Below are 25,785 nucleotides of genomic sequence, written 5' to 3' on the forward strand. Positions count from 1 at the left end.
CCGGTATAAATCCAATAATAAAATATCAGCAGAAATGAAGATGAATCGTTTATTTGCTGTAGCAATCGCTGCATTGCTTTCAGTAACAGCGACTTTGGCTCAGTCCGCAACGGGGAGCGATCAGGTCTGTCGCATCGGTATGCAGTACCAAATCAGCTATAACGAACATTGGGGTGCCAATAGGCCTGTTATCATCACGGTAGAGCCGGGCAGTGCTGCCGATGTGGCAGGACTCAAACCCGGCGATGTCATTGAGAAAGTGGCCGGCAAATCTACTGCGTCGCTGGACGAAGTGGATTTTCAGAAGCTCCTGATCAGTGGAAATACGACCCGACTGGAGGTCTCCAATCTGTCGGGAACCAAGCAAATCACCTTAGGACGTGACTGCCAGTCTCGGTATATTCTGTCCGAACGTCAGTTGGCACGCTCTTTCAGCTTCTACAGCTTGCAGGATGCCAGCGATCGCCGTATCGTGCGTCCATACAAAGTCAAGACATCGACCAAAGCGGACTTTACCAATCTGCGTACATACTCTTTCGCTGCTTCTTCGCCCGACAACGAGGAGATCGATATAGCTGTCTACAAGGAAGTGGGCAAATATCTGAGCGCCATGGGAATGAAAGAGACGCTGAACAATCCCGATGTAATCGTCGATTGTTATTATCTGTTCGATAACAACAAGCTCTTTACCTCATTCAATAGCTCCGCTCCTCATAATTCTTGGCAGTATTCTCCGCGTGACAAGAAGATGATATCGATCCCCATTATGCCGGCCGGTACACAGGAGATCAATGCTCCTTATGTGATCCAGCTCGGTGTACGGCTGATCAACGCCAGGAACAACCTCCAAGTCTTCTGGCAATGCGAGTCGAATGATTTCCTTTCCTCACCTTTGGGGTTGGCGGAATATGCGCGATACAACGTGCCTTTGATGATGATGGAGTTCCCGTTTATTCGCTATCGTGAGAACCCGACGTTCCGTCTGCGGAGTCAGCGTTACTTCTATACGGGGCTGTACTATCAGGCCAATGATCTTTCGCTCGTGGCAGCAGTCGATCCCGACTCTCCGGCAGCGAAGGCAGGGCTGAAAGCCGGAGACCGTATCATCAGCATCAACGGTATTCCTGCTTTGTCCGGATCCGAGGAGTATTCCGCTGCTTATAAAGAGTTTATCAAAAAGACCATGAAGTACCGTACCGAGGAGGACATCTTCACCGATGCCAATGGTTTGGCCGGATGTCGTTATTGGTCACCCAAGAACTACGAGAAGATTGCACGCATAATGGCACAGCCCAAATACAAGCCGGCTTTTGCCTATCTCTTCTTCTTCCGTTCGTACGTGAACGACCAGCAGATTACTTCGTGCGTCTTTCAGGTGCAGCGCGATGGTATGCCCGAATCCATTTTGGTGCAACCCGTCCTGCGCGACGAATCGTCAGTTACGCTTGAGTAATCCCTGCGGATGAAGCGAAGCAAATACCAGCTCGGACGCATAGGCCGTCTGACCATCGACCGTATCGTATCCATCGGGGCATATCTCGATGGAGGCGATACGGATATTTTGTTGCCCAATCGCTATCTCCCGGCGAATGCCACACCCGGAGTGGAAGTGGAGGTGTTCGTCTATCATGACAATGAAGGCAGACTCATAGCCACCACCATGCGACCGCTTGTCGAAGTGGGACAGGTGGCTCTGCTGCGTGCCGTCTCTGTCACGGATAGTGGGGCGTATATGGAATGGGGCATACACAAGGATCTCTTCGTTCCTTTTCGAGAACAGATGCAGCTCATTCGTGAAGGCGGACGCTATTTCGTCTATGCTTATATCGATCATGTGAGCGGTAAGATCGTTGGCTCGGCGAAATTGTCCAAACATTTGGGCAACATTCCCCCATCCTACTCCCCCGGGGACGAGGTGTCGGCACTGGTTTACGAACGAATCGATCCGGGTTATCGCATGATCGTGGATCATACCCACTGGGGGATGATCTATTCCGATACGTTGCCGATGCCTCTGGCGATCGGAGCACAGCTGAAGGCTTACGTAATTCGCCTCCGCGACGATGGTAAAATCGACCTCTCGCTCAAACCGATAGGCTATGGCCGTATCGACTCCGAGAGCGAACGACTGCTACACATGCTCCAAAGAAGAGGTGGTCGGCTTCCCATTGGAGATAAGAGTTCGCCCGAAGAAATTCTGGAACATACCGGTATGAGTAAGAAAACGTTCAAAATGGCTGTCGGAACGCTCTATCGTCGCCGTTTGATCAGGCTCACTCCTACGTCAATAGATCTGAACGAAACCATATCTACTCCCGAAGCATAAGCCAACAACCAGCCGGAAGCAAACAATCAAACATGCGCAATGCAATGAATCATACGGAACAAGATAAGGAGATGATGCGCGAAGCGATCCGATTGGCAGACGAAAGCGTTGCCAATGGCGGTGGTCCTTTTGGTGCTGTGATAGTAAAAGATGGAGAGATCATTGCGGCAACGAGCAATCGTGTGACCCTCGACAATGATCCCACGGCGCATGCAGAAGTGAATTGCATTCGTATGGCTTGTAAGCGGCTCGGCACTTTCGATCTTTCGGGATGTACCATTTATACCTCATGCGAGCCGTGTCCGATGTGCCTCGGAGCCATCTATTGGGCACGCATAGATCGGATTTTCTATGGTAACGGTCGGCAGGATGCTGCCGATATAGGATTCGATGACGATTTTATCTATCAAGAGTTGGCTCGTCCTTTGGATAGCCGCTCCACTCCGATCATCCCGATGCTGCGGGATGAAGCTCTCCATTCTTTTCGTCTTTGGACAGAAAAAACGGATAAGACCGAATACTAAGGGCTTTCCGGCCCATTGATTTCAGGTTTCCTCCGACCTCCCTCTTCACAATTTACAGCCATCCCTCCGGCTTTTTTCTTTTGTGATAAAAGAGAGAGGAGCATCGAAACGTTTGTTTGTTCGGTAGATACTGAAAATGGAATCGGGGCTGCGCCAATGAGATTGGACACAGCCCCGACAATATATTTGGTATTTGAGCGGAATTACTTCAGTGCAGCGATAGCAGCTTCATAATTCGGCTCTTGGGTGATCTCGGGAACAAGCTCTTCGTAAATGATCTTGCCGTTTTCGTCCACCACAACGACGGCACGAGCCAAGAGACCTTTCAGAGGGCCATCGGTCATCAGCAGACCATAACCCTTCTCGAAGCAGTCGCAGCGGAAAGCTGAAACGGTAATAACCTTGTCCAAGCCTTCGGCACCACAGAAGCGAGCCTGTGCAAAAGGCAGGTCCTTGGAGAGACAGAGTACTACCGTATTGTCCAAAGAAGATGCTTCCTGATTGAAACGGCGTACGCTGGCTGCACAGACACCTGTATCTATACTGGGGAATATGTTGATTACCACTCTTTTTCCTTTGAATTCCGAGAGCGATACTTCGCTCAGGTCAGCCTTCACGGCTTTGAAGTCGGGAGCTACTGAACCTACGCCCGGGAGCTGTCCGTTCGTATTGATGTTGATTTTGCCTTGTAATGTTACTGTTGCCATAACTGATAATGCTGTTAGAAATATTTTTAGACTCATTGTAATCATATCTTTATTCCTAAAACAAGGAGTTCGTCTTATTGTTCATCGCACACGAATCATGCTCAGCCCGTCGCGCATCGGAACGATCAAGTTCTCCACCCGCTCATCCTGCATGACCATTTCGTTGAAGCGAAGGATACCCTGTGTTTGGCTATCGGTCGGAAGAGGTTCGGCCACCACCTTACCGTCCCAAAGCGTATTATCGGCCAAGATGAGTGCTCCGGCAGGCAGGTGGTCTATGATCATTTCATAGTAAAGGGTGTATTGTCTCTTGTCTGCATCCATATAAATCAGATCGAAGCATTCATTCTTGACCAAGTCCGGTAGCAGATCCAAGGCCTCACCGATGTGCAATTCGATCTTCGCGCCCAAATCCGATGCCTCCAGATAGCGGCGGATGAAGTCCTCCATCTCGTCGTCGCGCTCCAGTGTGTGGAGCAATCCGTCCGGAGCCAATCCCTCAGCCAAGCAGAGTGAGGCATAGCCGGTATAGGTGCCGATCTCCAAGATCCGGCGTGGCCTCATCAGATGAGAGATCATCGACAGGAAACGTCCCTGCAGGTGTCCGGAGAGCATCCGCGGACGCATCAGGTGCAGATGAGCATCCCGATCCAACTTTTGCAGGAGGGGCGGTTCGGCCGATGTATGTGTCGCAATATATTCGTCGATGGTCATACTCTTAGCGTTCGCGCGAGATCAGATACTTGACCAGATCTATTTCCAGAGCAGTCGTAGAACCTTCCTTCCCACGCAGCCCGCGCATATAAGCCACCATATCCTCCGGCATCAGGCAGTGACCGTCTATGAGATGGAGCAGGGCCGCGCGGAGTCCTTCCTGATGCTCTTCTGTCGCCGATTCGTAGGCGGTAATGACCCCGTAAGAAAGAGCCAACTGGCGAATAATTTTCTCCTCGTAGCAGATGGCGTAGACAGGAACGCGCCCACGGAATGCAGCCAGATAGCGAGCCGTCCTGCCCGTAAAGGAGTCCGTAATGATGGCTTTGACTCCCAGCTTGGCAATACTCTTCACCGCCTGCTTGGCCAAAAAGGCCGTAGTGGTAACATCATCGGCATTGTATGATACACGAATATCATTGGCTGCGATTTTGTTTTTCTCCGCTTCTTCGATTATGCGACTCATCGTGCGCACGGCTTCCAACGGATATTTGCCGTAAGCCGTCTCGCCGCTGAGCATCACGGCATCTGTACGGTAGTAGATCGCATTGGCTACGTCGGTCACTTCCGCTCGTGTAGGGCGAGGATTCTTGATCATCGAGTGGAGCATCTGTGTAGCCACGATCACGGGAGATTTCCGCTCCACACACTTGCGAATCAGCATGCGCTGGATGGCCGGTATTTTCTCTTGGGGAACTTCGATACCGAGGTCTCCACGTGCAATCATCACACCATAGGCCACATCGAGGATTTCGTCTATGTTGTCCACCCCCTCCTGGTTTTCTATCTTGGCAATGATCTTAATATCACTTCCCTCCTTGTCGAGTATGTGCTGAATGTCCAGAACGTCCTGTTTGTTGCGAACGAAGGAGTGAGCGATGAAATCGACACCCTTGCGGATGGAGTACAGGATGTTTTGCTTGTCTTTTTCCGTCAGTGAAGGCAGATTGATCCGGACGCCGGGTACGTTTACACTCTTACGGCTGCCGAGTGTGCCATCATTCAGCAATACACAGGCCAAAGCATCGGCACTCTTGGCCACCACTTCGATTTCCAGATCGCCATCGTCCACCAATATGCGGCTGCCCACCTCCACATCTTGTACGAACAGCGGGTAGGAAACGCATATACAGTCGTGTGTCGTTTTTTGCTCCGGATCAGGCTTGATCAGGATACGGTCGCCTGCATGAAATTCGATCGGTTCGTCACAAACGGTCGTGCGTACTTCCGGACCTTTCGTATCCATCAGTACCGCCAAGTGAGGAGAAACGGCACGGACATTGCCGATCACACGATCGAAACCCTCCTCGTTCATGTGAGCCGAATTGAGTCGGACTACGTTGATGCCTGCTTCGTAAAGGGAGCGGATAAAGTCCACATCACAGCGAAGGTCGGAAATGGTGGCGACTATTTTTGTTTGTTTCATCTGTTACAATACTATATACAGCGTTTGATTTTATTAGTCTTTAGAAATCAGCTTAATGTTTTCTTCTGTTTCTTGATCCCACCGGATAAACAACTCTCCGGATATTACCTTGGGATAGAAATGTATCGAGTCTTTTTCCACTGAAAGTTTTTCTGAATCTATTTCACACGTGTAGACTGTGTCTTCATGAGTAATGCGGACTTGTAAAGTCTTAAAATCTTTCGGATTCCCATATTTGACTCTACAATTTTTACTTTTCGCAATTTTTCGATTTCTAACTAATTTTTCCAACATAGAGCTATTGTTTATTCTTTCACCAAAAAATCTACTGCCAACCGGTAGCTCTCCAACCCAAAACCTGATATGATTCCCCGACAAGCCGGTGCTATCATCGACTGCCGGCGGTACTCCTCGCGTGCAAAGATGGAACTGATATGCACCTCCACTACCGGAATGCCGATGGCTCGGATGGCATCCAGCAAGGCGACGGACGTATGCGTATAACCACCGGCATTGAGCACTACACCCATGGCACCGCTTTGCTCGGCGCGGTAAAGGGCATCGATCAGTTCACCCTCATGGTTGCTCTGATAGTAAGAGATGGTAGCATCGGGATAAAGACCTCGCAGATCTTCGAGATAAGCATCGAACGGACGAGGGCCGTAGATTTCCGGTTCTCGCTTGCCCAGCGACGCCAGATTGGGACCATTGATAATGTGTATAAGCTTCATAACGATTGTTTATCTTTGGGAGGCAGAGCCATAAAAAACGGCTTATGGCACAGGCTCTCCTTTCGGCGTGTGCATAGGTCTGCACACAACCTCTACAAAGGTATAGATATTTGACAATGATAGAAGATAGCCTTTCCAAGCGTTATAAGTCCTACCTCAGTCTGGAACTTCACCTGACACCCAACAGCGTGGATGCCTACCTAAAGGATTTGAGCAAGTTAGACTCTTATCTCACGGCTGAGGGCATCTCTTTTCGAGAGGTTTCGTATGAAAATCTTCAACATTTCGTAGCCGAATTGTATGACCTCGGCATCAGTGCACGTTCGATAGCGCGTATCATCAGCGGTGTCAAGAGCTTCTTCCGCTTCCTCGTTTTGGAAGAGTATATCGAAGCGGATCCAACCGAGTTGCTCGAAGGCCCTCGCATTGGTATCCATCTGCCTACGGTATTGACCATCGAAGAGATCGATCGATTGATCGGATCGATCGATCCGGCAGCTCAGGGAGCCCAACGCAATCGCGCCATTCTGGAAATACTCTATAGTTGCGGCCTGCGGGTCAGCGAACTGACTTCTTTGAAATTCGGCAACCTCTTCCTCAACGAATCGTTCTTGCGTATCGATGGCAAGGGACGCAAACAGCGTCTCGTACCCATGAGCGAGGCTGCTATCACCGAGCTGAAGCGGTATCTGTCCGATCCCGAACGCCCGACCCCTGTTCGTGGACAGGAGGAGTACGTGTTTCTGAGCAATCGTGGCAAAGCCATCTCCCGCATCATGGTTTTCGTCATGATCAAGAAGCTGGCAGAAGAAGCCGGCATAACGAAGAGTATCAGTCCCCATACATTCCGCCACAGCTTTGCCACCCATCTGCTCGAGGGGGGGGCTAATCTACAGGCCATTCAGCTCATGCTTGGCCATGAGAGCATTGCCACGACGGAGATCTATACCCATATCGACAGGGAAACTCTCCGACATGAAATCGAGACCTACCATCCACGCAATCAATCCTACCATCGATCCGGTTCCGAAGCTGACCAATAAGAAATTTCAGCCAGCCGCTTCATCAGAAAAAGACGAACCGCAAAAGAGAGAATTGCGGTTCAAGAATCGCTGAAAATACGCGCGTAAAAAAAATCGTTTTGGTTCGAGAATTTTTTCGTTCCCGAACCGGAGCGAAAAAAATCTCAAACCACATTTTTATACCCCATACGCATCAGCTTTTTGGGACGAAAATACTAAGAGGAATAAGGGGGCCGAAGCCCACGATTTTTCTTTTCTGTAAAATGAAAACGGAGAGGCCGAGAGACCTAAATCCGACTTCGAGAGTTAGTGGCTACGGCTGCAATGGCATGCACAGGTAAGGACAAATTCGTCAGTGCAAAGGGCCTGAACGGAAATGAGAATATCGCTGCCGAACGAATCCGAATAGATCAGATCGAAAGGGAACAGCGTGTTTTCGCTCGGCAATTCGGGGGGAAGTGCTGCATCAAAGCGTTTGAGGGAAGCATCGGAGGGATTGAAAATTTTGTATGCGGTCTCTTTGGCACTCCATATAATGGTCGCAAGCAATCGTCGTCTCGCCTCATCCACAGACATCAGCCATTCGTACTCTCGCTCATTCACGAACCGCGGGACTACTCGCAGAGCAAGATCCGATAGCATCTCAATGTCGATGCCCGGTATCAGGCTTGACGGTGTCACATAGATAGCTCCATAAGAACCCGTATGGCTGATACTGATGTTGTGTGCCGAGTCGAGTACCGGCTTACCACTTGGCAGATGTCCGATTGGCGGAGTATCGTGGGGAAAAACCTGTCGAAGGAGGAGTGAGATCCTTTGCCTTTCGTCCTCACGCTTGTTGCCGGAGCCTTTTTCAAAGCGGCCGACAAGTATGCCGGGGATTTCAATGGGGATCAATTGCATTGCGGAATGGGCTGCTCGACCGGAGGCGAAGAGGTGACTATTCGACCTCCCAAGTGCGCTCGAAAGGGAAAATCTTGATTTCGATGATTCGACGCTTGTCCATTTGGGTTACCTGAAAACGGAACGGCTCGTATGCCGCCGTATCGCCTACATGGGGCAGCTCCTGCTTGATCTCCAGGAAGAGTCCACTAAGCGTATCGACCTCATCCCCCAATTCTCCGAAAGCATTTTCCGGCAAGTCGAGATAGTGCCGAACATCGGAGAGAGACGTCTTTCCTTCGAAAAGATAGCTGCCATCCCCCAAAACCTTAAAGGGGAGTTCCTCCTCATCGTACTCATCCGTGATCTCACCGACGATCTCTTCCAATATGTCCTCCATCGTGATCAGTCCGCATGTACCTCCGAACTCATCCACTACGATGGAGACATGCACCTTGTTGGCTCTGAACTCTTCGAGCAGGTCGTCTATACGTTTGTTTTCGGGGACAAAATATGCTTTGCGAATCAGAGGGTGCCAATCGAAATCATCGTCTTTCTCCATGTGGGGAATAAGATCCTTGATGTAGATCACCCCTTTGATATTGTCCTCCGAGCCCTCGGATACAGGAAGCCTGGAGTAGCCTGACGAAACGACAAAGTCCAGCATCTTACGAAATGGCCAACTCAGGTCTACATCCACAATATCCATACGCGGGACCATGATCTCGCTGGCAGTCTTGTTATAGAATTTGATGATTTCGTTGATCATTTCTTTCTCCTCCGGCTCCCCTTCGGTGGTAGTGAGAGCCACTGCTTTCGACAGTTCGTCCACGGAGATGTCGTATTTTTTCTTGCTGATACTCCGGGTAACAATACCGGTACTCTTGACCAGCAATTTGGAAAACGGTGACAACACCTTATAGATAACGGACATAGCCGCAGCAGAAAAGCGCGAGTATTGCAGGGGATTTTTCCGTGCATACACTTTCGGCAGGATCTCCCCGAACAGCAAAAGGATCGTGGTCAGAAGTATCGTTTGGATAAGGAAACCGACGATGGGAGAAGAGAAATCGAACGTCTGTTCGATGGCGTAATTGGAAAGGATAACGATGGCTACGTTGATGACATTATTCCCGATCAGAATAGTAGCCAACAGCTGATTCGAATTGTCTAATAAATTGGAGAGCGAGATGTCGGAAGAGTGATTCCGTTCGCGGATGTTCTGCAGATCGATCGGCTTTAGTGAAAAATAAGCTACCTCACAAGAGGACATAAAAGCCGAACAGCAAAGAAGAAGCAGGTCGATAATGAAAGCCACTATGGCTGCTGCACCGATGGGATTGACCCGAATCCCTTCAAAAAAATCAGTAATAAGGTGTAAGTCCAAAATAAATCTGATTTGGGTTAGAACGGAAGGTCGGACGGAGGTTCCGAACTTTCTTCTTTCGCCGTATCACGGACGAATGAAGAAGACGCAAGGGGCGTCGTATCTTGAGTCGATGAAGATGTCTGTGAAGTTCTGCTCTCGTCTCGATTAGAGGAACCGCTTTCAAAAAAGTTGATTTTCTCGGCAAGGATTTCCGTCACTTGGCGGCGAACTCCTGTATTGTCCACATACGTGCGGTAGCGGATCTTTCCTTCGACATACAGGAGACTTCCTTTCTTGATCCACTTCTCGGCAAAAATGGCCAACTCACGATAAGCAACTACATTGTGCCATTCCGTTCGCTCCGGCACTTCAGTGCCATTGGCCAGCTTGTAGCCTCGCTCGGAAGTAGCCAGCGAAAAGTTCGCAACAGCCGAATTGCTGTCGAAATACCGAATCTCGGGATCCTTGCCCGTACGGCCTATTAAAATGACTTTATTCAGAGACATGAGCAATTTCTAACCAAGTGAACGAAACAAAAATAGGAAATATGATTCGTTCAAGCCAAATGCTGTCCCGTCTGCAACTTGTGCATATCCGATGGGACGGCCGAACGCAGCAAGCTAATCAACTGCTCACGCAGTCTCTGGCGAGAATAATCCTGACGCACTGCCAGACGTACTTCCCTGACCGGACGAGGCATACCGAACGGACGCACCAGCTCCTTCTGCGAAGGCGATAATTGCTCCACGGTCAGTTGTGGAATAAACGTAATTCCCTGACCGCTCTCCACCAGTCGCATAAATGCTTCCATGCTACCGCCGGAATATGCTGTCTGGCGTTCGTGCAAGCCCTTCATCTGACAAAAACGCACGAGCTGATCTCTGAAGCAATGGCCTTCGTCCAACAACCAAAGACGATGAGGATCGACCTCGGTAGTGCGAATTACGTCTTGCTCGAATAGTGGTTCACAGCGCGACACATACCCCAGAAACTCCTCATAATAGAGCAAGTCGTCTTCAAGCCCTTCGGTCTCGGTCTTGGAGGCTATGATAGCCATATCTATTTCTCCGGACAGAAGGGACGCCAGACAACGGGATGTCTGCATTTCGCTGACGTGTATTTCCAATCCTGCCAGCTCTTTTTTCCAGATCGGGAGGACACGAGGCAGGAGATAGGGTGCGATGGTTGGCAAAACGGCTATATTCAGTCTGCCGGTGAGCGATTGCTGCTCTTCCTCGATTATCCGTGTGATACTGTTAAGATCGTACAGTATTTGCTTGGCTTGCGAAATGACAAGCGCACCTATCGGTGTCGGCTCTATCGGCTGTCGGCTCCTGTCGAAAAGCTTAGCACCAAGTTCTTCCTCCAGTTTGAGAATCATGGTGCTGAGCGTAGGCTGCGACACATTGCAGTAATCTGCAGCTTTGGCAAAGTGTCGGAACTTATCCAATGCGGCTATGTATTCGAGCTGCTGTATATTCATGGGGAAGGATTGTTTTGTATTAGGGAAAATAATATCTGCGATACGGGCAGAAGCCGGACAGCTTCCGATGTGATTATTCAGCTATTTCCAAGACTACCGGACAGTGATCCGAGTGGACGGCTTCATTCAATATGTCGGCACCTTTTATTCGGTCGGTCAGATTGTTTGTCACCATACAGTAATCTATGCGCCAGCCCTTATTGTGGCTGCGTGCTTGGAACCGATAGCTCCACCAAGAGTATAGGACTAACTCCGGATGAGTATGACGAAAAGTATCGACATATCCGTCTGCTAAGAAACGGCTCATCCATTCGCGTTCTTCCGGAAGGAAGCCGCTGTTTTTGGCATTACGGATGGGATCATGAATGTCAATAGGTTCGTGACAGATATTGTAGTCGCCACACAGAATCAAGTTAGGGCGGCTCTTACGGAGTTCATTGACATAGGACTGAAAACGCTCCAGCCATACCATCTTGAAGGCCTGACGCTCATCGCCACTCGTCCCGGATGGATGATAAACACTCACGACAGAAAGATCGCCGAAGTCGGCACGGATAAAACGACCTTCCGCATCGTATTCTTCCATACCCATACCGTATTCTATATGATCAGGCTGATGCTTTGTGATGATGGCGACACCGCTATATCCTTTCTTTTGGGCCGAAAAAAGATAGGAGCGGTAGCCCAATGCTTCAAATTCTTCTTTTTCGAACTGGTCATTCTGCATCTTGGTTTCCTGCAGGCACAGCACATCGGGATTCTCTTCTCGAAGCCAACCGATCAGATCTTTCTTCATCGCAGCCCGAAGGCCATTGACATTATAACTGATAATTTTCATTCTTCTATATGTTTACACTATCCAAATAATTAGGAAACTGGTTATCTCCCTTTTGTGATCATACCACTTCCGTAGCAGAGATGGTGGTTTTCATCGTAGATCACACAATATTGCCCGGGAGCAATACCCTGGATTCGATCTTCGCTCTCAAGGCGATAGCCTTTTTCGCCCTTATAAAGCAATCCGCGTGTGAATTCGGGTGTATGCCGGATCTTGAACGTCACGGGTGTAGCATCTTCCCGATCCCAATACCCTGCATCATAGGCATCCTCGGTAATGAAGTCGAAGGTCTCCATCTCTATCGTCTTGCCGTATTGGGTATCAGGGTCGTACCCTCTGCTAACGAGGATGATATTACGTTTGATATCTTTCTTGACTACGAACCAAGGCCCTCCACTGAGTCCCAATCCCTTGCGCTGCCCTATCGTATGGAACCAGTAACCCTGATGGCGGCCTATTACTTTCCCTGTTTCCAGTTCGATTATCCGGCCTTCTTTCTTTCCCAGATAACGTTCTATGAAGTCATTGTAGTCTATCTTTCCAAGAAAACAAATACCCTGACTGTCTTTTCTTTTGGCACTCGGCAATCCGGCAGCATCGGCAATAGCACGCACTTCGGACTTCAACAGATGGCCAATGGGAAACATGAGTTTGGATATTTGAGCGAAGTTAATCTGCGCCAAAAAATCCGTTTGGTCCTTCACTGGATCTTTGGCTGTAGCCAGATAAGTCTTTCCGTTCAGGATGTCGGTCGTAGCATAATGTCCTGTGGCGATTCGATCGAATTGGTAACCCCAACGCTCTTCGAAACAGCCGAATTTGATCAGCTTGTTGCACATCATATCGGGATTGGGTGTCAATCCCCGGCGAACAGTTTCCACCGTATAACTGACCACACGCTCCCAATACTCCTTGTGGAGATCGACTACCTCAAAGGGGCACCCATAGCGAAGTGCAATCAGTGTCGTCAGTTCTATATCCTCTTCTGCCGGACAATCTATATAACCATCCTTATCCTCCATTCCTATCCGGATGTAGAAGATAGCAGGCTTATATCCCTCCTCACAAAGACGATGAACGACTACGGAGCTGTCCACTCCTCCCGACACCAATGCTGCTACATTCATCTGCTTACATCCTTTCGGGCATCTCGATGCCGAGGAGAGCGAAACCTTTCCGCATCGTGAGAGCTACAACCTCGGAAAGAGCCAGACGGAATGCACGGACACGTTCATCTTCCTCCTTGAGCACCGAAAAGTCGTGATAGAACTGGTTGTACTCCTTCACCAAATCGTATATATAGTTTGCTATAAGAGCAGGGCTGTAAGAGCGACCGGCTTCACTGACAACCTCAGCATATTCGCTCACTTTTTGAATCAGAGCCTCCTCCTTCTCGCTCAGGGGAAGGTCCGCAGGCAGCTGAGATGGGATGTCATAGCCCGCAGCCTCTGCACGCCGCATCAGCGAACGAATACGTGCATAAGTGTACTGGACAAAAGAACCCGTATTGCCATTGAAATCAATAGACTCTTTCGGGTTGAAAGTCATGTTCTTACGCGGATCTACTTTGAGGATGAAATACTTGAGAGATCCCAAGCCTACGATACGGGCTACCTCACGAGCTTCCTCTTCGTCCATTTCTGCCGCCTTGCCGGCTTCGGCAGCTATCTCGGCAGCTGTTCTGATCATTTCATCCATCAGATCATCCGCATCAACGACTGTACCTTCGCGACTTTTCATCTTCCCTTCGGGCAACTCCACCATACCGTAGCTGAAGTGTACCAGCCCTTTGCCAAACTCAAAGCCAAGAAGATCCAACAGGATGGACAGGACTTGGAAGTGGTAGTTCTGCTCATTGCCGACTACATAGATCATACGGTTGATAGGATAGTCATTGAAACGCATCTTGGCCGTACCTATATCCTGTGTCATGTACACCGATGTACCATCAGCACGCAAAAGCAATTTTTCATCCAAGCCATCCTTTGTCAGATCCGCCCACACAGAACCATCCGAATGTCTGACAAACAAGCCTTCCTCCAAACCCCTCAGCACTTCTTCCTTGCCGACGAGATAGGTCTCAGATTCATAGTATATCTTGTCGAAGTCTACACCCATCATCTTGTATGTGGCATCGAATCCGTCGTATACCCACTGATTCATCGTACGCCAGAGATCGACGACCTGCTCGTCTCCTGCCTCCCACAATCGTAGCATCTCACGAGCTTCAGCCATGAGGGTGCTTGCGGCTTCGGCTTCTTCTTTGCTCTTACCTTCAGCCATAAGGGAATTGAGTTCGGCTTTGTAGTGCTTATCGAAAAGGACATAGAAGTCTCCGATCAGATGATCACCTTTCTTACCGGCCTTCTCCGGCGTTACACCATCTCCCCACTTTTGCCAAGCGAGCATGGACTTACAGATATGAATGCCTCGGTCGTTTACGATATTAGTCTTGACCACACGATAGCCATTGGCTTTCATGATCTCGGAAAGACTATAACCCAATAGGTTGTTACGTACGTGCCCAAGGTGTAACGGCTTATTGGTATTCGGAGATGAATACTCCACCATTACCAGCGGGCTATCCTCTGTAGCGACCTTATGACCGAAGTTGATGTCCGCTCGGATCTCGTTCAGCAACTCCAACCACACCCTCGGAGCAATGGTCAGATTGAGAAAGCCCTTTACCACTTCGATGGCAGATACTGCCGACTCGTTTGCAAGCAACCATTCTCCTATTTCTGTGGCAGTCGCTTCGGGACTTTTTCGAGACATCTTGACAAAAGGGAAAACCACCAAAGTCAGGTGTCCTTTGAATTCGCGCTTGGTCTTTTGTAATTGAATCTGCCCTTCCATAGGATCTGTTCCGTAAAGGGCTTTCACTGCTGCTGCAGCACTATTCTCCAATTTTTGCAGGATGGACATATATTTCTAATTGTCGTTATCTGTTTTTTCCTTTTAATCTAAATGTACACAAAGGTAGGCTTTTTATTGCCTTCCAAGTTAAGAGAAGGTCAGACTGATCACAAAGCCAAAAGCGCATCCGAAGAGGTAAAGAATAAAGGCAAATACAGCCATGGGGTGATCCGAATACGATCACACACAACCTCTTTCTTTCAAAACAGTTGGGATTTCCCTCTTCGGAGGGATATCTGTCAAGGTGAAATCACCCTTTTTGTAGTATCATTCGTCAGATGAAAGGTGTGCTTCCTATCGGCCAACTTCTCCATGGTCAGAAGGAGGCGATCGCAAGTCACCTCATCAGTATTGATCAGGATATGGCTGCGGTCGTGATAGGCAGATATAGCAGCCTCTCCCTCAGAAGGATGCCAATAGAATATTTTGGCAGGTTTCTCTGCCACCGGAGTCTTCCTCAGACCACGAAGCATCAAGGCAAGGGCCGTACGCGCTTTGATGACGACATTGATCAGTCCATGAAGCAGCGGGTTCATCTTGTTTCTATAGTATTTATCGAAAAACAAACCCATCGCCCCATAGAACGAACGAAGATATTTAACATCGGTGACCGACGAACTCTCTCCTTTGTAATGAAGAATAGGAGTCGGATAGTAATAGTTGTCGTATCCGCCCAATATCAAGCGATAAGAGAGGTCGATATCCTCGCCATACATAAAAAAACGCTCATCGAGCAACCCGACCTTATCCAATGCCTCCCGACGCATCAGCATAAAAGCACCGGACAGCACCTCTACTTTGTGCACCTCGTCACGGCTGAGATAACTGAGGTGATAGCGATTGAAACGAGACGAATGCGGAAAGAGTCGGTTAAGCCCGGACAACTTACAGAAGGACACCCATGGAGAAGGAAATCCGCGCTTGCTCTCAGGCAAAAAGCGGCCATGGCCATTGAGCATCTTTACGCCCAGTCCGCCCGCATTAGGCTTCGAATCCATAAAGTCCACCACTGTACGCAGTGTACTTTCTCCGATAAGGGTATCGGGATTGAGCAAGAGCACATATTGCCCCTTGCTGAGACGGATAGCCTGATTGTTGGCACGAGAGAAGCCTACATTCTCTTCGTTGGCCACAAAATGAACTTCGGGAAAACGACCTTGAAGATACTCTACCGAACCATCCCCCGAATTATTGTCTACGACCCATACCTCCGTATCAATCCCTTGGGCAGACTTTCGTACGGAAAGAAGGCACTGTTCCAAGAAATACGGAACACGATAATTGACAATAACGATGGATAGTTTCATGAATGCGCTATCCGTGTATTCAGTCCACGATGATCAGATAATAGCTTTTCTTGCCTTTTTGCGCCAGCAGATAGCGGTCGGACAAGAGGTCGCCCTCCCCTACCGTCTGTTCCGCATCGGCTACTTTCTCTTTGTTCAGGCTCACTCCGCCGGCTTTCACCGTCTTGCGCAATTCACCTTTGGACGGGAATATATCGGTAGCATCGGCCAGCAAATCGACCAATGAAATTCCCGTGGCTATCCTGCTGCGCTCCACATGATACTGCGGCACACCGGCAAAGACATCGAGGAGAGTGGCCTCGTCAAGCTTGCGCAATTGCTCTGTAGTACTCTTGCCAAAGAGGATCTCACTGGCTTCGACAGCAGCATCATAGGCTTCACGACTGTGTACCATGACGGTGATCTCTTCTGCCAATCTCTTCTGCAAGGGGCGTAGATGCGGAGCCTCGGCCTGACGATTTGCCAGTTCTGCTATCTCGTCCTGATTCAGTCCCGTGAAGATTTTGATATACTTTTCGGCATCGGCATCGCTCACATTGAGCCAGAACTGGTAGAAGGCATAAGGAGAAGTTCTGGCAGGATCCAGCCAGATGTTGCCGCTCTCCGTTTTTCCAAACTTACCACCGTCGGCTTTGGTAATAAGCGGACAAGTAAGGGCGAAGGCCTCTCCTCCGTCCTTGCGCCTGATAAGCTCCGTTCCGGTGGTAATGTTACCCCACTGGTCCGAACCACCCATCTGCAAGCGGCAGTCCTCATTCCGATATAGATAGAGATAGTCGTAGCCCTGCAGAAGCTGGTAGGAGAATTCCGTAAAGGACAGACCGGTGCTGCTCTCGGCACTAAGGCGTTTCTTCACAGAATCCTTTGCCATCATATAATTGACGGTAATATGCTTGCCGATGTCCCGAATGAAACCGAGGAAAGAATAGTCCTTCATCCAATCGTAATTGTTCACGAGCTTCGCGGCATTGGGTGCATCGCCATCGAAATCGAGGAACTTGGCCAGTTGCTGCTTGATGCAGTCCTGATTATGCCGAAGAGTGGCTTCGTCCAAGAGAACTCGTTCGGCCGACTTCATCGAAGGATCCCCTATCATTCCCGTAGCACCACCTATAAGAGCGATGGGCCGATGGCCGGCACGCTGGAAATGGCGCAGCATCATCACACCCACGAGGTGCCCGATGTGCAACGAATCAGCCGTAGGGTCAATGCCGACGTATGCCGACGTCATACCTTTGTTCAAGTGTTCCTCTGTACCGGGCATAATATCGTGGATCATACCCCGCCAACGCAGTTCTTCTACAAAGTTCATTTGTTTGTCGTATGTGTATTTTGGAAATGCATCCGAAGCCTACAGCCATGCGGTTGCGGCTCCTTGACGAGCAAAGGTAAGCATAATGCATATATTGCCATTCCTAAACCAAACGAGGATGTCGCAAACCTTATTGCCTGAACGATAACGTCAGTTCGATCCAGCCCCAAGTTCCCTATTTGCACTTAGATCGAACTGACATTCAATACGAGTATAGTCCATTATTATCTGTACCTCAGGAGCAGAGGGAACCGGCCGAAAGCCGGCTTTAGAGAGTTATTCTTTCTCTGCGAGCCATGCTTCGAAGAGAGGTTTCGATCGGTTGGTATAGGTTATGCCGACTGTTAAGAGCCGGGGCGACTTAATGCCCTGCAATCGGCGTTTTCGCCCTAAGACAACCAATACCTGAGACACCGGGGCAACCGGCTCAATACAGTGCCTGAACCCGTACTCGGAAGTCCGAGAAAGTACACATCGCTACGCCCTCCCCCTGCGATGGTTTAGGCTCCAAAAATTGCCGGCTTTACAGCCATGAAAGTGTGGCGCGTATTTTTTTTACGTTTTGGCTCGGGAGGGAAAATTTTTACGCGCCAAAGCGAAAAAATTCTCGCGCCGTTTTCTCAGGATTCGCAGACCACAATCCGGGCATTTTCGGTTCGTAATTTATCGAAGTGACAGATTTTACCGCATTAAGATCAGAGATGTCAGTTCGATCTAAGTGCAAATAGGGAAGTCGGGGCTGGATCGAACTGACGACTAACTATACCACAAGGATTATAGCGGTATTCCGTAGAGGATGATGAGCTATCCCGTACAGCTCTTCGAGCTACGCTGTAGGGCTCAGCGAAGTATGCTCTACGGCGTAGCGAGCCGAACCGTAGAGTTCCGCTCTGCGAGCCGTAGAGGTGGCCGAGCTGAGCCGTAGAGCCCGACGCGACAAGCCCTACAGCGTAGCTCGAAGAGCTGTAGAGCGTAGCTCGGTACGCTCTACGGCGTAGGTCAAGTAGCTGTAGGGCGTAGCTCGACCTCCCCTCCGAAAAAACAAATCCATCAGCAAGGTCGGGCCTGCTGATGGATCAGGGAAAAATTTATTCTTGTCCTAATAGCTGTAAAGCTTTTGTAGGACGAGACAAAAGTATTTTTAGTAGCAGATATTGCAGGAGCCGCACCGCATGCAGCCTCCGCGGAACCGATGTTCGATAATGTCGCGCAGACGTTCACGAAGTTGCTCGATATGAACCAGCTTGACTACATCATCGGTAAAGGCCACGCTAAGCATAGTCTTGGCTTCAGCCAGAGGAATGCCGCGCTGACGCAGATAGAAGAGAGCGTCGTCGTCCAGCTGCCCCGTAGTCATACCATGCGAACACTTCACATCATCGGCATAGATCTCCAACTGCGGCTTGGAGTACATGCGAGCCGTATCATCCAGAAGGAGGTTACGATTGTTCTGATAAGCTGCCGTTTTTTGTGCCCCTTTCGCCACATAGATTCGTCCGGAGAAAGCTCCCTGCGCCTGCCGGCTGAGAACGTATTTGAAGAGTTCGTTGCTTTGGCAGTTGGGAACGAGGTGCTCTATCCTGCTGTAGTTATCGACATACTGTTTCCCTTCGGCAATGGCCATTCCACCCAAGGTCAGATCAGCCCCTTCCCCTTCAAGATGGCAGTAGTAGTTGTTGCGTGTCAGACCGTTGTGAATCGTCATGCAGTTGATCGTCACATTCGAATTCTCAGCTTGACGTATATGGACTGAAGCTATACGCTTGGTGTTTTTGCTGCTTTCTTCAAGATCGTACAAGGCAAATCGACTGTTCTCCGCAGCGAATATCTCTACAACTTCCGTTACGAGGAAAGAATGTGTATCCAGGGTGTGTTCGCATATCAGCAGAGAGGCTTCGGCATCTTTGCCCAGGACGATGAGCAACCGACGATTAGCGAAGATCTCCATGTCGGCTCTGAGCAGTTGTACAAGCTGGATCGGATTCTTCAGTACAGCACCATCCGGCAGATATATGACGAATCCATCTTGAGCAAACATCGTGTTGAAAGCAATGATGCCATCGTGATCAGGTGCAGCGGCTTGAGCATAATAACGAGCTGCTATCTCCGGATGGTTGAGGGCAAAATCGCTCAGACTGCCGACAAATGCTCCTTCCGGCAGCTCGGATACGCGACTCCATTCGTTGTCGTACGCATCATTGACAATGTAGCAAAGGTCCGTGTCCAAATCCGGCAACGTACAATGAAAAGCTTCTTTCTGTCTGATTGGGAAATTGACACGATTCAGGTTTACTCCGTAGTCATAACCGAATAGTTCAGACAAATCGGTACGCTGATAGTTCTCGGTGCCATACCGAGGCAACCCCTTCGAGGCGAAAGCCACTGACGCCTTCTCCCGTTGCTCATTGAGCACTCGGGGAGAGTGGCTGTCTATTGCTTCGCGATTCTCTCGGAAGAGTTGCAGATATTGTTCTTCTACCTTCATATCCGATTATTCTCCTATCTCTTCCTTGATCCAGTCGTAGCCTTTTTCTTCGAGCGTGAGAGCCAGTTCGGCTCCTCCCGACTTGACGATGCGCCCCTTGTAAAGGACGTGTACGAAGTCCGGCTTGATATACTCGAGCAAACGCTGGTAGTGGGTGATTACAATAGCAGCATTCTCCGGAGAGCGGAGTCGGTTCACCCCACCGGCTACGATGCGGAGAGCATCGATGTCGAGTCCGCTATCGGTTTCGTCCAAAATAGCCAGTTTGGGTTCGAGCATAGCCATTTGGAAGATTTCGTTTCTCTTTTTTTCTCCACCGGAGAAGCCTTCGTTCACAGAACGGCTGGCCAATTTGTTGTCCAGCTCCACAATAGCACGTTTTTCGCGCATCATCTTGAGGAAGTCGCTTGCCGATACGGGTTCTGCTCCGATCGCTTTCCTGTGTTCATTGACAGCTGCCCTCATGAAATTCACCATACTGACGCCCGGGATCTCAACCGGATATTGGAAGCTGAGAAAGAGTCCGAGGTGTGCACGTTCTTCCGGTTCGAGTTCGAGCAGATCGATTCCATTGAATGTCACCTCTCCTTCCGTGACTTCAAAGGAGGGATGTCCCACCAAAACGGAAGAGAGTGTACTTTTTCCTGATCCGTTAGGCCCCATGATGGCATGAATCTCTCCGGCATTGATCTCCAGATCGATCCCTTTCAATATCTCTTTGCCCTGTACTGTGGCGTGGAGGTTCTTTATCTTAAGCATACTTGAGTGTTTTTTATTTTGAAATGATTGCAGAGATCTCTATCCGACCGATCCTTCCAGAGAGATACTAAGTAGTTTCTGTGCCTCTACGGCAAACTCCATCGGCAGTTTATTCATCACTTCTTTGGCATAACCATTGACGATCAGACCTACGGCCTCTTCCGTACTGATTCCTCTTTGGTTGCAGTAGAATATCTGCTCTTCGCTGATCTTGGATGTCGTAGCTTCATGCTCGATGATAGCCGTGTCGTTTTGGACATCCGCATAAGGGTATGTATGAGCACCGCAGTGGTCGCTAAGCAGTAGGCTGTCGCATTGCGAATGATTACGAGCATTGACCGCATTCTTGGAGATTTTGACCAATCCGCGGTAGCTGTTCTGACTGGAACCGGCCGATATACCTTTCGATACGATACGACTGCGGGTATTCTTGCCGAGATGGATCATCTTCGTACCCGTATCTGCCTGCTGGAAATTATTGGTAACGGCTACGGAGTAAAATTCCGCTATCGAATTGTCGCCACGCAGGACACAGCTGGGATATTTCCAGGTGATGGCAGAACCTGTCTCGACCTGTGTCCAGGATATTTTGGAATTATCGCCTTTGCAGACACCTCGCTTTGTGACGAAGTTGTAGATACCGCCCTTGCCCTCTTTGTCACCGGGATACCAATTCTGTACCGTAGAATACTTGACTTCCGCATTGGTCTCGGCAATGATCTCCACGATTGCAGCATGAAGTTGATTTTCATCTCGCTGGGGAGCCGTACAGCCTTCAAGATAGCTCACATAAGAATCCTCATCGGCAACGATCAGCGTTCGTTCGAACTGCCCTGTATTGGCCGCATTGATTCGGAAATAGGTAGAAAGCTCCATCGGACATCTGACGCCTTTGGGGATATACACAAAGGAGCCGTCGCTAAATACGGCCGAATTGAGAGCCGCAAAGAAATTGTCTTTACTGGTAACGACCGTACCGAGATATTTCTTGACCAAATCGGGAAAATCTTTTACGGCTTCGCTGAAAGAGCAAAAGATGATTCCCTTCTCTGCCAGTTTTTCCTTGAAAGTTGTTTTCACCGATACGCTATCCATCACAGCATCCACAGCCATTCCGCTCAAAATCTTCTGCTCTTCGAGCGGAATGCCGAGCTTGTCGAATGTCTTCAGTAGTTCGGGATCCACTTCGTCCAGACTCTTGGGACCCTTTTTCTTTTTCGGAGCGGCGTAATAGATAATATCTTGGTAGTCTATCGGTGGGATATTGAGGTGTGCCCAGTCGGGCTCTTTCATGGTGAGCCAGTGTCTATAGGCATTCAGGCGGAATTCGAGAAGCCACTCCGGCTCTTCCTTCTTCGCAGATATGAGACGGACAGTGTCTTCGGAAAGCCCGCGTCCTATAGTTTCTGTTTCGATGTCGGTTACGAAGCCGTATTTATATTCACTGCCTGTAACCTCATCCAATATATTATTGTTATTGTTCTCTTGCATATTTGAAGTCTCTGAGTAAGCTCTTTACGGATTTCAATTCATAAACAGCCGATGGGGGCTAAAGGTTGGGACTATGTTTTTTACATGGTCGTACAGCATCGAAGTATTGCGGAGGGACGGATTGTCGCTGTCTGTTCCATCTCTTGAAAAGACATTGTCGGCAATCAGGAAAAGATAGCTCATCAGAATAGCTGCTATACCTATCCCGACTATTCCGCCGGCCAAGTGATTGAGAAAGCCGATAGGAGTCTTGCCAACGATTTTCGAGACCTTATTGCCGACCATCGGGATGATAATCAAAATAGCCAGAAACCCAATGATCAAAGCAAAAGTATGAGCCACGCCTCGAGAAAGGCCGAAAAAGGGCCCGATCCACGTCTCTATGGGAACGGCTAATAAGGTGCAGCCATACGTGGCAACGACTATGGTTATAAGCGAAACTGCCTGTTTGATGATACCATCAAACAGGCCTTTCAGTAATCCTATCGCCATTATTATCAGTATGGCTAAATCGATCGCGTTCATGGGTGGTACCCCGTCGGTTCGATTTTAGAGAGTCTTCTTGATTTCGATCTCGTCGAAAGCTTCGATTATATCACCATCTTGGATGTCGTTCGAGTGAGCCAGATTAAGACCACATTCGAGTCCGGCTACCACTTCCTTGGCATCGTCCTTGAATCGTTTCAGAGAGCCAAGCTCTCCGGTGTGGATCACTATACCGTCGCGTATGAGACGAACCTTGCTTGTTCGCTTGACCTTACCTTCCTTGACCATACAGCCGGCGATCGTACCGACCTTACTGATCTTAAAGGTCTGCAATACTTCCAGAGAGCCGGTGACCTCCTCGCGGATCTCAGGCGAAAGCATACCCTCCATGGCAGACTTGATGTCTTCGATCGTGTCGTAGATAATAGAATAGGTACGGATCTCTACGCCATCGGTTTCCGCTTGCTTGCGAGCAGCTACGCTGGGACGAACCTGGAATCCGATGATAATGGCAGATGAAGCAGCTGCAAGCACCACATCCGACTCGGAAATCTGTCCCACTGCTTTGTGGATGACATTGACTTGGATTTCCTCTGTAGAGAGGCGAATGAGCGAATCGGACAAGGCTTCTACCGAGCCGTCCACGTCACCTTTGACGATCAGATTAAGCTCTTGGAAGTTGCCTATCGCACGGCGACGGCTGATGTCTTCGAGCGTGAGTATCTTGTGCGTACGCAGTCCCTGCTCGCGTTGGAGTTGCTCTCGGCGGTTAGCTATTTCGCGAGCCTCCTGCTCCGTCTCCAATACATTGAAAGTATCACCGGCAGCCGGTGCACCGTTCAGACCGAGGATAAGCACCGGTTCGGACGGTCCCGCTTGCTTCACGCGCTGATTCCGTTCGTTGAACATGGCTTTGATACGTCCGTGGCAGGTACCGGCCAGCACCACATCGCCCATATTGAGCGTACCGTTCTGTACCATGACGGTAGAGACATAACCCCTTCCCTTGTCCAGAGAAGATTCGATGATGGAGCCAATGGCACGGCGGTTCGGATTGGCTTTCAGCTCCAAAATGTCTGCTTCGAGCAAAACCTTCTCCAGCAATTCGGTGATATTGAGGCCTTTCTTGGCCGAGATCTCCTGACTTTGATATTTGCCACCCCAGTCCTCAACGAGGTAGTTCATGTTTGCAAGCTGCTCTTTGATCCTCTCCGGATTGGCAGCCGGTTTGTCTATCTTATTGATAGCAAATACCATCGGTACACCTGCCGCCGAAGCATGATTGATGGCTTCGACAGTCTGTGGCATCACATCGTCGTCAGCAGCAACGATAATGATGGCAATATCCGTAATCTTCGCACCACGGGCACGCATAGCCGTAAAGGCCTCGTGTCCCGGCGTATCCAAAAATGTAATACGGCGGCCGCTGGGAAGTTTCAGACCATAGGCTCCGATGTGCTGGGTGATACCCCCTGCTTCCCCTTCGATCACATTCGTATTCCTAATGCGGTCCAGTAATGAAGTTTTACCGTGGTCTACGTGTCCCATGACCGTAACGATCGGAGGACGGGCTACGAGGTCTTCCTCATTATCCTCTTCGGGAGCAATGGCTTCTACCAAATCCGCGCTGACGAACTCCGTCTTGAAGCCAAATTCTTCGGCTACGATATTGATCGTTTCGGCATCGAGACGCTGATTGATCCCCACCATCATGCCGATACTCATACAGGTGGCGATGACTTCGTTCACGGGGACGTCCATCATATTGGACAGGTCGCTTACGGTAACGAATTCGGTCAGCTTCAGTGTGTGCTGCTCTTCGCTGTTCAGCTCCATGGCATCCTGAGCTGCACGAGAAGCCGCATCACGCTTGTCTTTCCTGTATTTGGCTCCACGCCCGAGCGTGGTACTTGTCTTTTTCGTCGTGAGGCGTGCCAGCGTCTCTTTTACTTGTCTCTGTACATCTTCGTCCGAGATCTCCACCTTGGGAGGGATAGACTGACGCTTGTTGTTCTTGCGACCTCCTGAAGCATTGGACTGCTGCTGAGTCGTACGGTTGTTCTTATTGCCGGACGGATGGCTTCCTCCTCCGGCATTACGTTTGCCCTGCTCCCCACTCACCTTTGCCGCCTCTTTCTTGACATCTACGGCAGCTTTGTTGATGCGCTTGCGTTTCTTCTTGCCATCGGCATCGTTCTGCTCACGCTGGCGATCTTCCTTCGTCTTCTTTTTGGGACGTGTGGATGAATTGATCGAAGAGAGGTCTATCTTTCCGACTACCTTTACTTGAGGCTCCTGCGTATTGGTTTTGAGGCGGAAAACCTCTTCGGTGTCTTCTTTTTTCTCCATCTCTTGAGCAGGAGGAGTTTCGGCTTCTTGAGGTTTCTGTGTCACGACTGGCTGCTGTGGTTTCTCCGCAGGTTTTTCGACCGGCTTGGTTACAGGAACTACCTGTACAGGTTCTTCCCGTTTGGGTTCTTCCCGTTTAGGCTCTTCTTGCTTCGGTTTTTCTTCCTTGGGCTTATCTTCCTTGACGGGAACGACCTTTGTTTCCTCTTTTACAGGTGCAGTTTCTTTGGCGGGTTTGTCCTCACGCACGATGTCAGGCTCCTTGCCCTTGGGCGAAGGAGCCGGTGCAGCTGGCTTTTCGGTCTCTACTTTCCCTTTGATCGTGAAGCGAGGTCGCATGTCCTGGGGTACTTCCGTAGCTATTACCTGAGCTTCTTTCGCTGCCGTCCCCGCGGTTTCCTCTTTGGCGGACGGAGCAGATGCAGGAGCACCTTGCTTTTGCTTGACGAATTTCTTGCGAATGCGCTCGGTCTCACCCTTGGGCAGCGACTTGCCAAATTCGGTCAGCAGCAGATCGAACTCTTCATTCTCAATGCGAACATTGGGATTGTTGTCCTCCACATCGAAGCCTTTTTTCCGAAGAAAGCCGGCGAGGGAGCCTACTCCTACATTTAACTCTTTAGCTAAGCTGAATAATTTTATTGACATACTAACCTTT

Annotated in this window: 24 protein-coding genes; 6 read left to right on the plus strand and 18 right to left on the minus strand. The window is 49.6% G+C overall.

Annotated elements, in window-relative coordinates; genetic code table 11:
• The first annotated feature begins 40 nt into the window (after positions 1-40).
• From HQ50_RS07485 to HQ50_RS07495, 3 genes are read left to right on the plus strand one after another with little or no spacing between them, the layout of a single operon-like run.
• On the plus strand, positions 41-1,453 hold the full coding sequence (locus HQ50_RS07485) for a PDZ domain-containing protein (RefSeq protein ID WP_230587916.1): 1,413 nt from the start codon (positions 41-43) through the stop codon (positions 1,451-1,453).
• A 9-nt stretch (positions 1,454-1,462) separates the two neighbouring features.
• A complete protein-coding gene (locus tag HQ50_RS07490) occupies positions 1,463-2,326 on the plus strand; it encodes a S1 RNA-binding domain-containing protein (protein ID WP_039429423.1) in 864 nt (287 codons plus the stop codon).
• Between the two features lie 32 nt (positions 2,327-2,358).
• Positions 2,359-2,850: a nucleoside deaminase gene (locus HQ50_RS07495; protein WP_039429426.1), complete on the plus strand. Its 492-nt coding sequence runs from the start codon at positions 2,359-2,361 to the stop codon at positions 2,848-2,850.
• Positions 2,851-3,053: 203 nt separating this feature from the next.
• Here HQ50_RS07495 and tpx read toward each other — a convergent pair whose 3' ends face one another.
• The 4 genes from tpx to HQ50_RS07520 form a co-directional block, all read right to left on the minus strand.
• Positions 3,054-3,557 carry a thiol peroxidase gene (gene tpx / locus HQ50_RS07500; RefSeq protein ID WP_018964814.1) on the minus strand — a complete coding sequence of 168 codons (504 nt, stop codon included), beginning with the start codon at positions 3,555-3,557 and terminating at the stop codon, positions 3,054-3,056.
• An 81-nt stretch (positions 3,558-3,638) separates the two neighbouring features.
• On the minus strand, positions 3,639-4,271 hold the full coding sequence (locus tag HQ50_RS07505) for an O-methyltransferase (protein WP_018964813.1): 633 nt from the start codon (positions 4,269-4,271) through the stop codon (positions 3,639-3,641).
• Positions 4,272-4,275: 4 nt separating this feature from the next.
• Entirely contained in the window at positions 4,276-5,697 is a 1,422-nt protein-coding gene (pyk, locus tag HQ50_RS07510) for a pyruvate kinase (protein WP_039418224.1), read from the minus strand.
• A 305-nt stretch (positions 5,698-6,002) separates the two neighbouring features.
• Positions 6,003-6,428: a type II 3-dehydroquinate dehydratase gene (locus HQ50_RS07520; RefSeq protein WP_039418225.1), complete on the minus strand. Its 426-nt coding sequence runs from the start codon at positions 6,426-6,428 to the stop codon at positions 6,003-6,005.
• Between the two features lie 116 nt (positions 6,429-6,544).
• Between HQ50_RS07520 and HQ50_RS07525 the strand changes: the two genes are divergently transcribed.
• Positions 6,545-7,471: a site-specific tyrosine recombinase gene (locus tag HQ50_RS07525; protein ID WP_039429430.1), complete on the plus strand. Its 927-nt coding sequence runs from the start codon at positions 6,545-6,547 to the stop codon at positions 7,469-7,471.
• A gap of 98 nt (positions 7,472-7,569) precedes the next feature.
• Positions 7,570-7,791 carry a DUF1661 domain-containing protein gene (locus tag HQ50_RS11420; RefSeq protein ID WP_235317956.1) on the plus strand — a complete coding sequence of 74 codons (222 nt, stop codon included), beginning with the start codon at positions 7,570-7,572 and terminating at the stop codon, positions 7,789-7,791.
• Here HQ50_RS11420 and HQ50_RS07530 read toward each other — a convergent pair.
• The 9 genes from HQ50_RS07530 to tyrS form a co-directional block, all read right to left on the minus strand.
• Positions 7,757-8,353: a 4'-phosphopantetheinyl transferase family protein gene (locus HQ50_RS07530; RefSeq protein ID WP_039429432.1), complete on the minus strand. Its 597-nt coding sequence runs from the start codon at positions 8,351-8,353 to the stop codon at positions 7,757-7,759. The genes HQ50_RS11420 and HQ50_RS07530 overlap by 35 nt on opposite strands.
• A 37-nt stretch (positions 8,354-8,390) precedes the next feature.
• Positions 8,391-9,719, minus strand: a complete 1,329-nt coding sequence (gene gldE / locus HQ50_RS07535) for a gliding motility-associated protein GldE (RefSeq protein ID WP_039429435.1) — start codon at positions 9,717-9,719, stop codon at positions 8,391-8,393.
• Positions 9,720-9,736: 17 nt separating this feature from the next.
• On the minus strand, positions 9,737-10,207 hold the full coding sequence (locus tag HQ50_RS07540) for a single-stranded DNA-binding protein (RefSeq protein WP_018964806.1): 471 nt from the start codon (positions 10,205-10,207) through the stop codon (positions 9,737-9,739).
• Between the two features lie 50 nt (positions 10,208-10,257).
• Entirely contained in the window at positions 10,258-11,184 is a 927-nt protein-coding gene (locus tag HQ50_RS07545) for a hydrogen peroxide-inducible genes activator (protein WP_039429439.1), read from the minus strand.
• Between the two features lie 73 nt (positions 11,185-11,257).
• Positions 11,258-12,022: an exodeoxyribonuclease III gene (locus HQ50_RS07550; protein WP_039420187.1), complete on the minus strand. Its 765-nt coding sequence runs from the start codon at positions 12,020-12,022 to the stop codon at positions 11,258-11,260.
• 41 nt (positions 12,023-12,063) lie between these two features.
• A complete protein-coding gene (gene mnmA, locus HQ50_RS07555; protein WP_039429440.1) occupies positions 12,064-13,149 on the minus strand; it encodes a tRNA 2-thiouridine(34) synthase MnmA in 1,086 nt (361 codons plus the stop codon).
• Positions 13,150-13,153: 4 nt separating this feature from the next.
• A complete protein-coding gene (gene argS, locus HQ50_RS07560) occupies positions 13,154-14,947 on the minus strand; it encodes an arginine--tRNA ligase (RefSeq protein WP_039429442.1) in 1,794 nt (597 codons plus the stop codon).
• 230 nt (positions 14,948-15,177) lie between these two features.
• Positions 15,178-16,245, minus strand: coding sequence for a glycosyltransferase family 2 protein (locus tag HQ50_RS07565; protein WP_018964801.1), 1,068 nt, complete (start codon positions 16,243-16,245; stop codon positions 15,178-15,180).
• A gap of 19 nt (positions 16,246-16,264) precedes the next feature.
• The gene (tyrS, locus tag HQ50_RS07570) at positions 16,265-17,557 is read right to left on the minus strand and encodes a tyrosine--tRNA ligase (RefSeq protein WP_039429443.1); all 1,293 of its coding nucleotides are present in this window, start codon (positions 17,555-17,557) and stop codon (positions 16,265-16,267) included.
• 562 nt (positions 17,558-18,119) lie between these two features.
• Between tyrS and HQ50_RS11425 the strand changes: the two genes are divergently transcribed.
• Positions 18,120-18,275, plus strand: a complete 156-nt coding sequence (locus HQ50_RS11425) for a DUF1661 domain-containing protein (protein WP_152566908.1) — start codon at positions 18,120-18,122, stop codon at positions 18,273-18,275.
• A 423-nt stretch (positions 18,276-18,698) separates the two neighbouring features.
• On the opposite strand, the gene sufD is transcribed toward HQ50_RS11425, so the two are convergent.
• The 5 genes from sufD to infB are packed head-to-tail and all read right to left on the minus strand — an operon-like array spanning position 18,699 to position 25,775.
• Complete coding sequence (sufD, locus tag HQ50_RS07575) at positions 18,699-20,042, minus strand: Fe-S cluster assembly protein SufD (protein WP_039429445.1); 1,344 nt, start codon at positions 20,040-20,042, stop codon at positions 18,699-18,701.
• Positions 20,043-20,048: 6 nt separating this feature from the next.
• Positions 20,049-20,801 carry a Fe-S cluster assembly ATPase SufC gene (gene sufC, locus HQ50_RS07580; RefSeq protein ID WP_004583906.1) on the minus strand — a complete coding sequence of 251 codons (753 nt, stop codon included), beginning with the start codon at positions 20,799-20,801 and terminating at the stop codon, positions 20,049-20,051.
• A gap of 39 nt (positions 20,802-20,840) precedes the next feature.
• The gene (gene sufB / locus HQ50_RS07585) at positions 20,841-22,292 is read right to left on the minus strand and encodes a Fe-S cluster assembly protein SufB (protein WP_039429448.1); all 1,452 of its coding nucleotides are present in this window, start codon (positions 22,290-22,292) and stop codon (positions 20,841-20,843) included.
• 33 nt (positions 22,293-22,325) lie between these two features.
• Positions 22,326-22,817 carry a CvpA family protein gene (locus tag HQ50_RS07590; protein ID WP_039429450.1) on the minus strand — a complete coding sequence of 164 codons (492 nt, stop codon included), beginning with the start codon at positions 22,815-22,817 and terminating at the stop codon, positions 22,326-22,328.
• A 24-nt stretch (positions 22,818-22,841) separates the two neighbouring features.
• A complete protein-coding gene (infB, locus tag HQ50_RS07595) occupies positions 22,842-25,775 on the minus strand; it encodes a translation initiation factor IF-2 (protein WP_039429452.1) in 2,934 nt (977 codons plus the stop codon).
• Positions 25,776-25,785: the final 10 nt, after the last annotated feature.

It is taken from the genome of Porphyromonas sp. COT-052 OH4946 (assembly GCF_000765965.1).
GTDB lineage: Bacteria > Bacteroidota > Bacteroidia > Bacteroidales > Porphyromonadaceae > Porphyromonas > Porphyromonas gulae.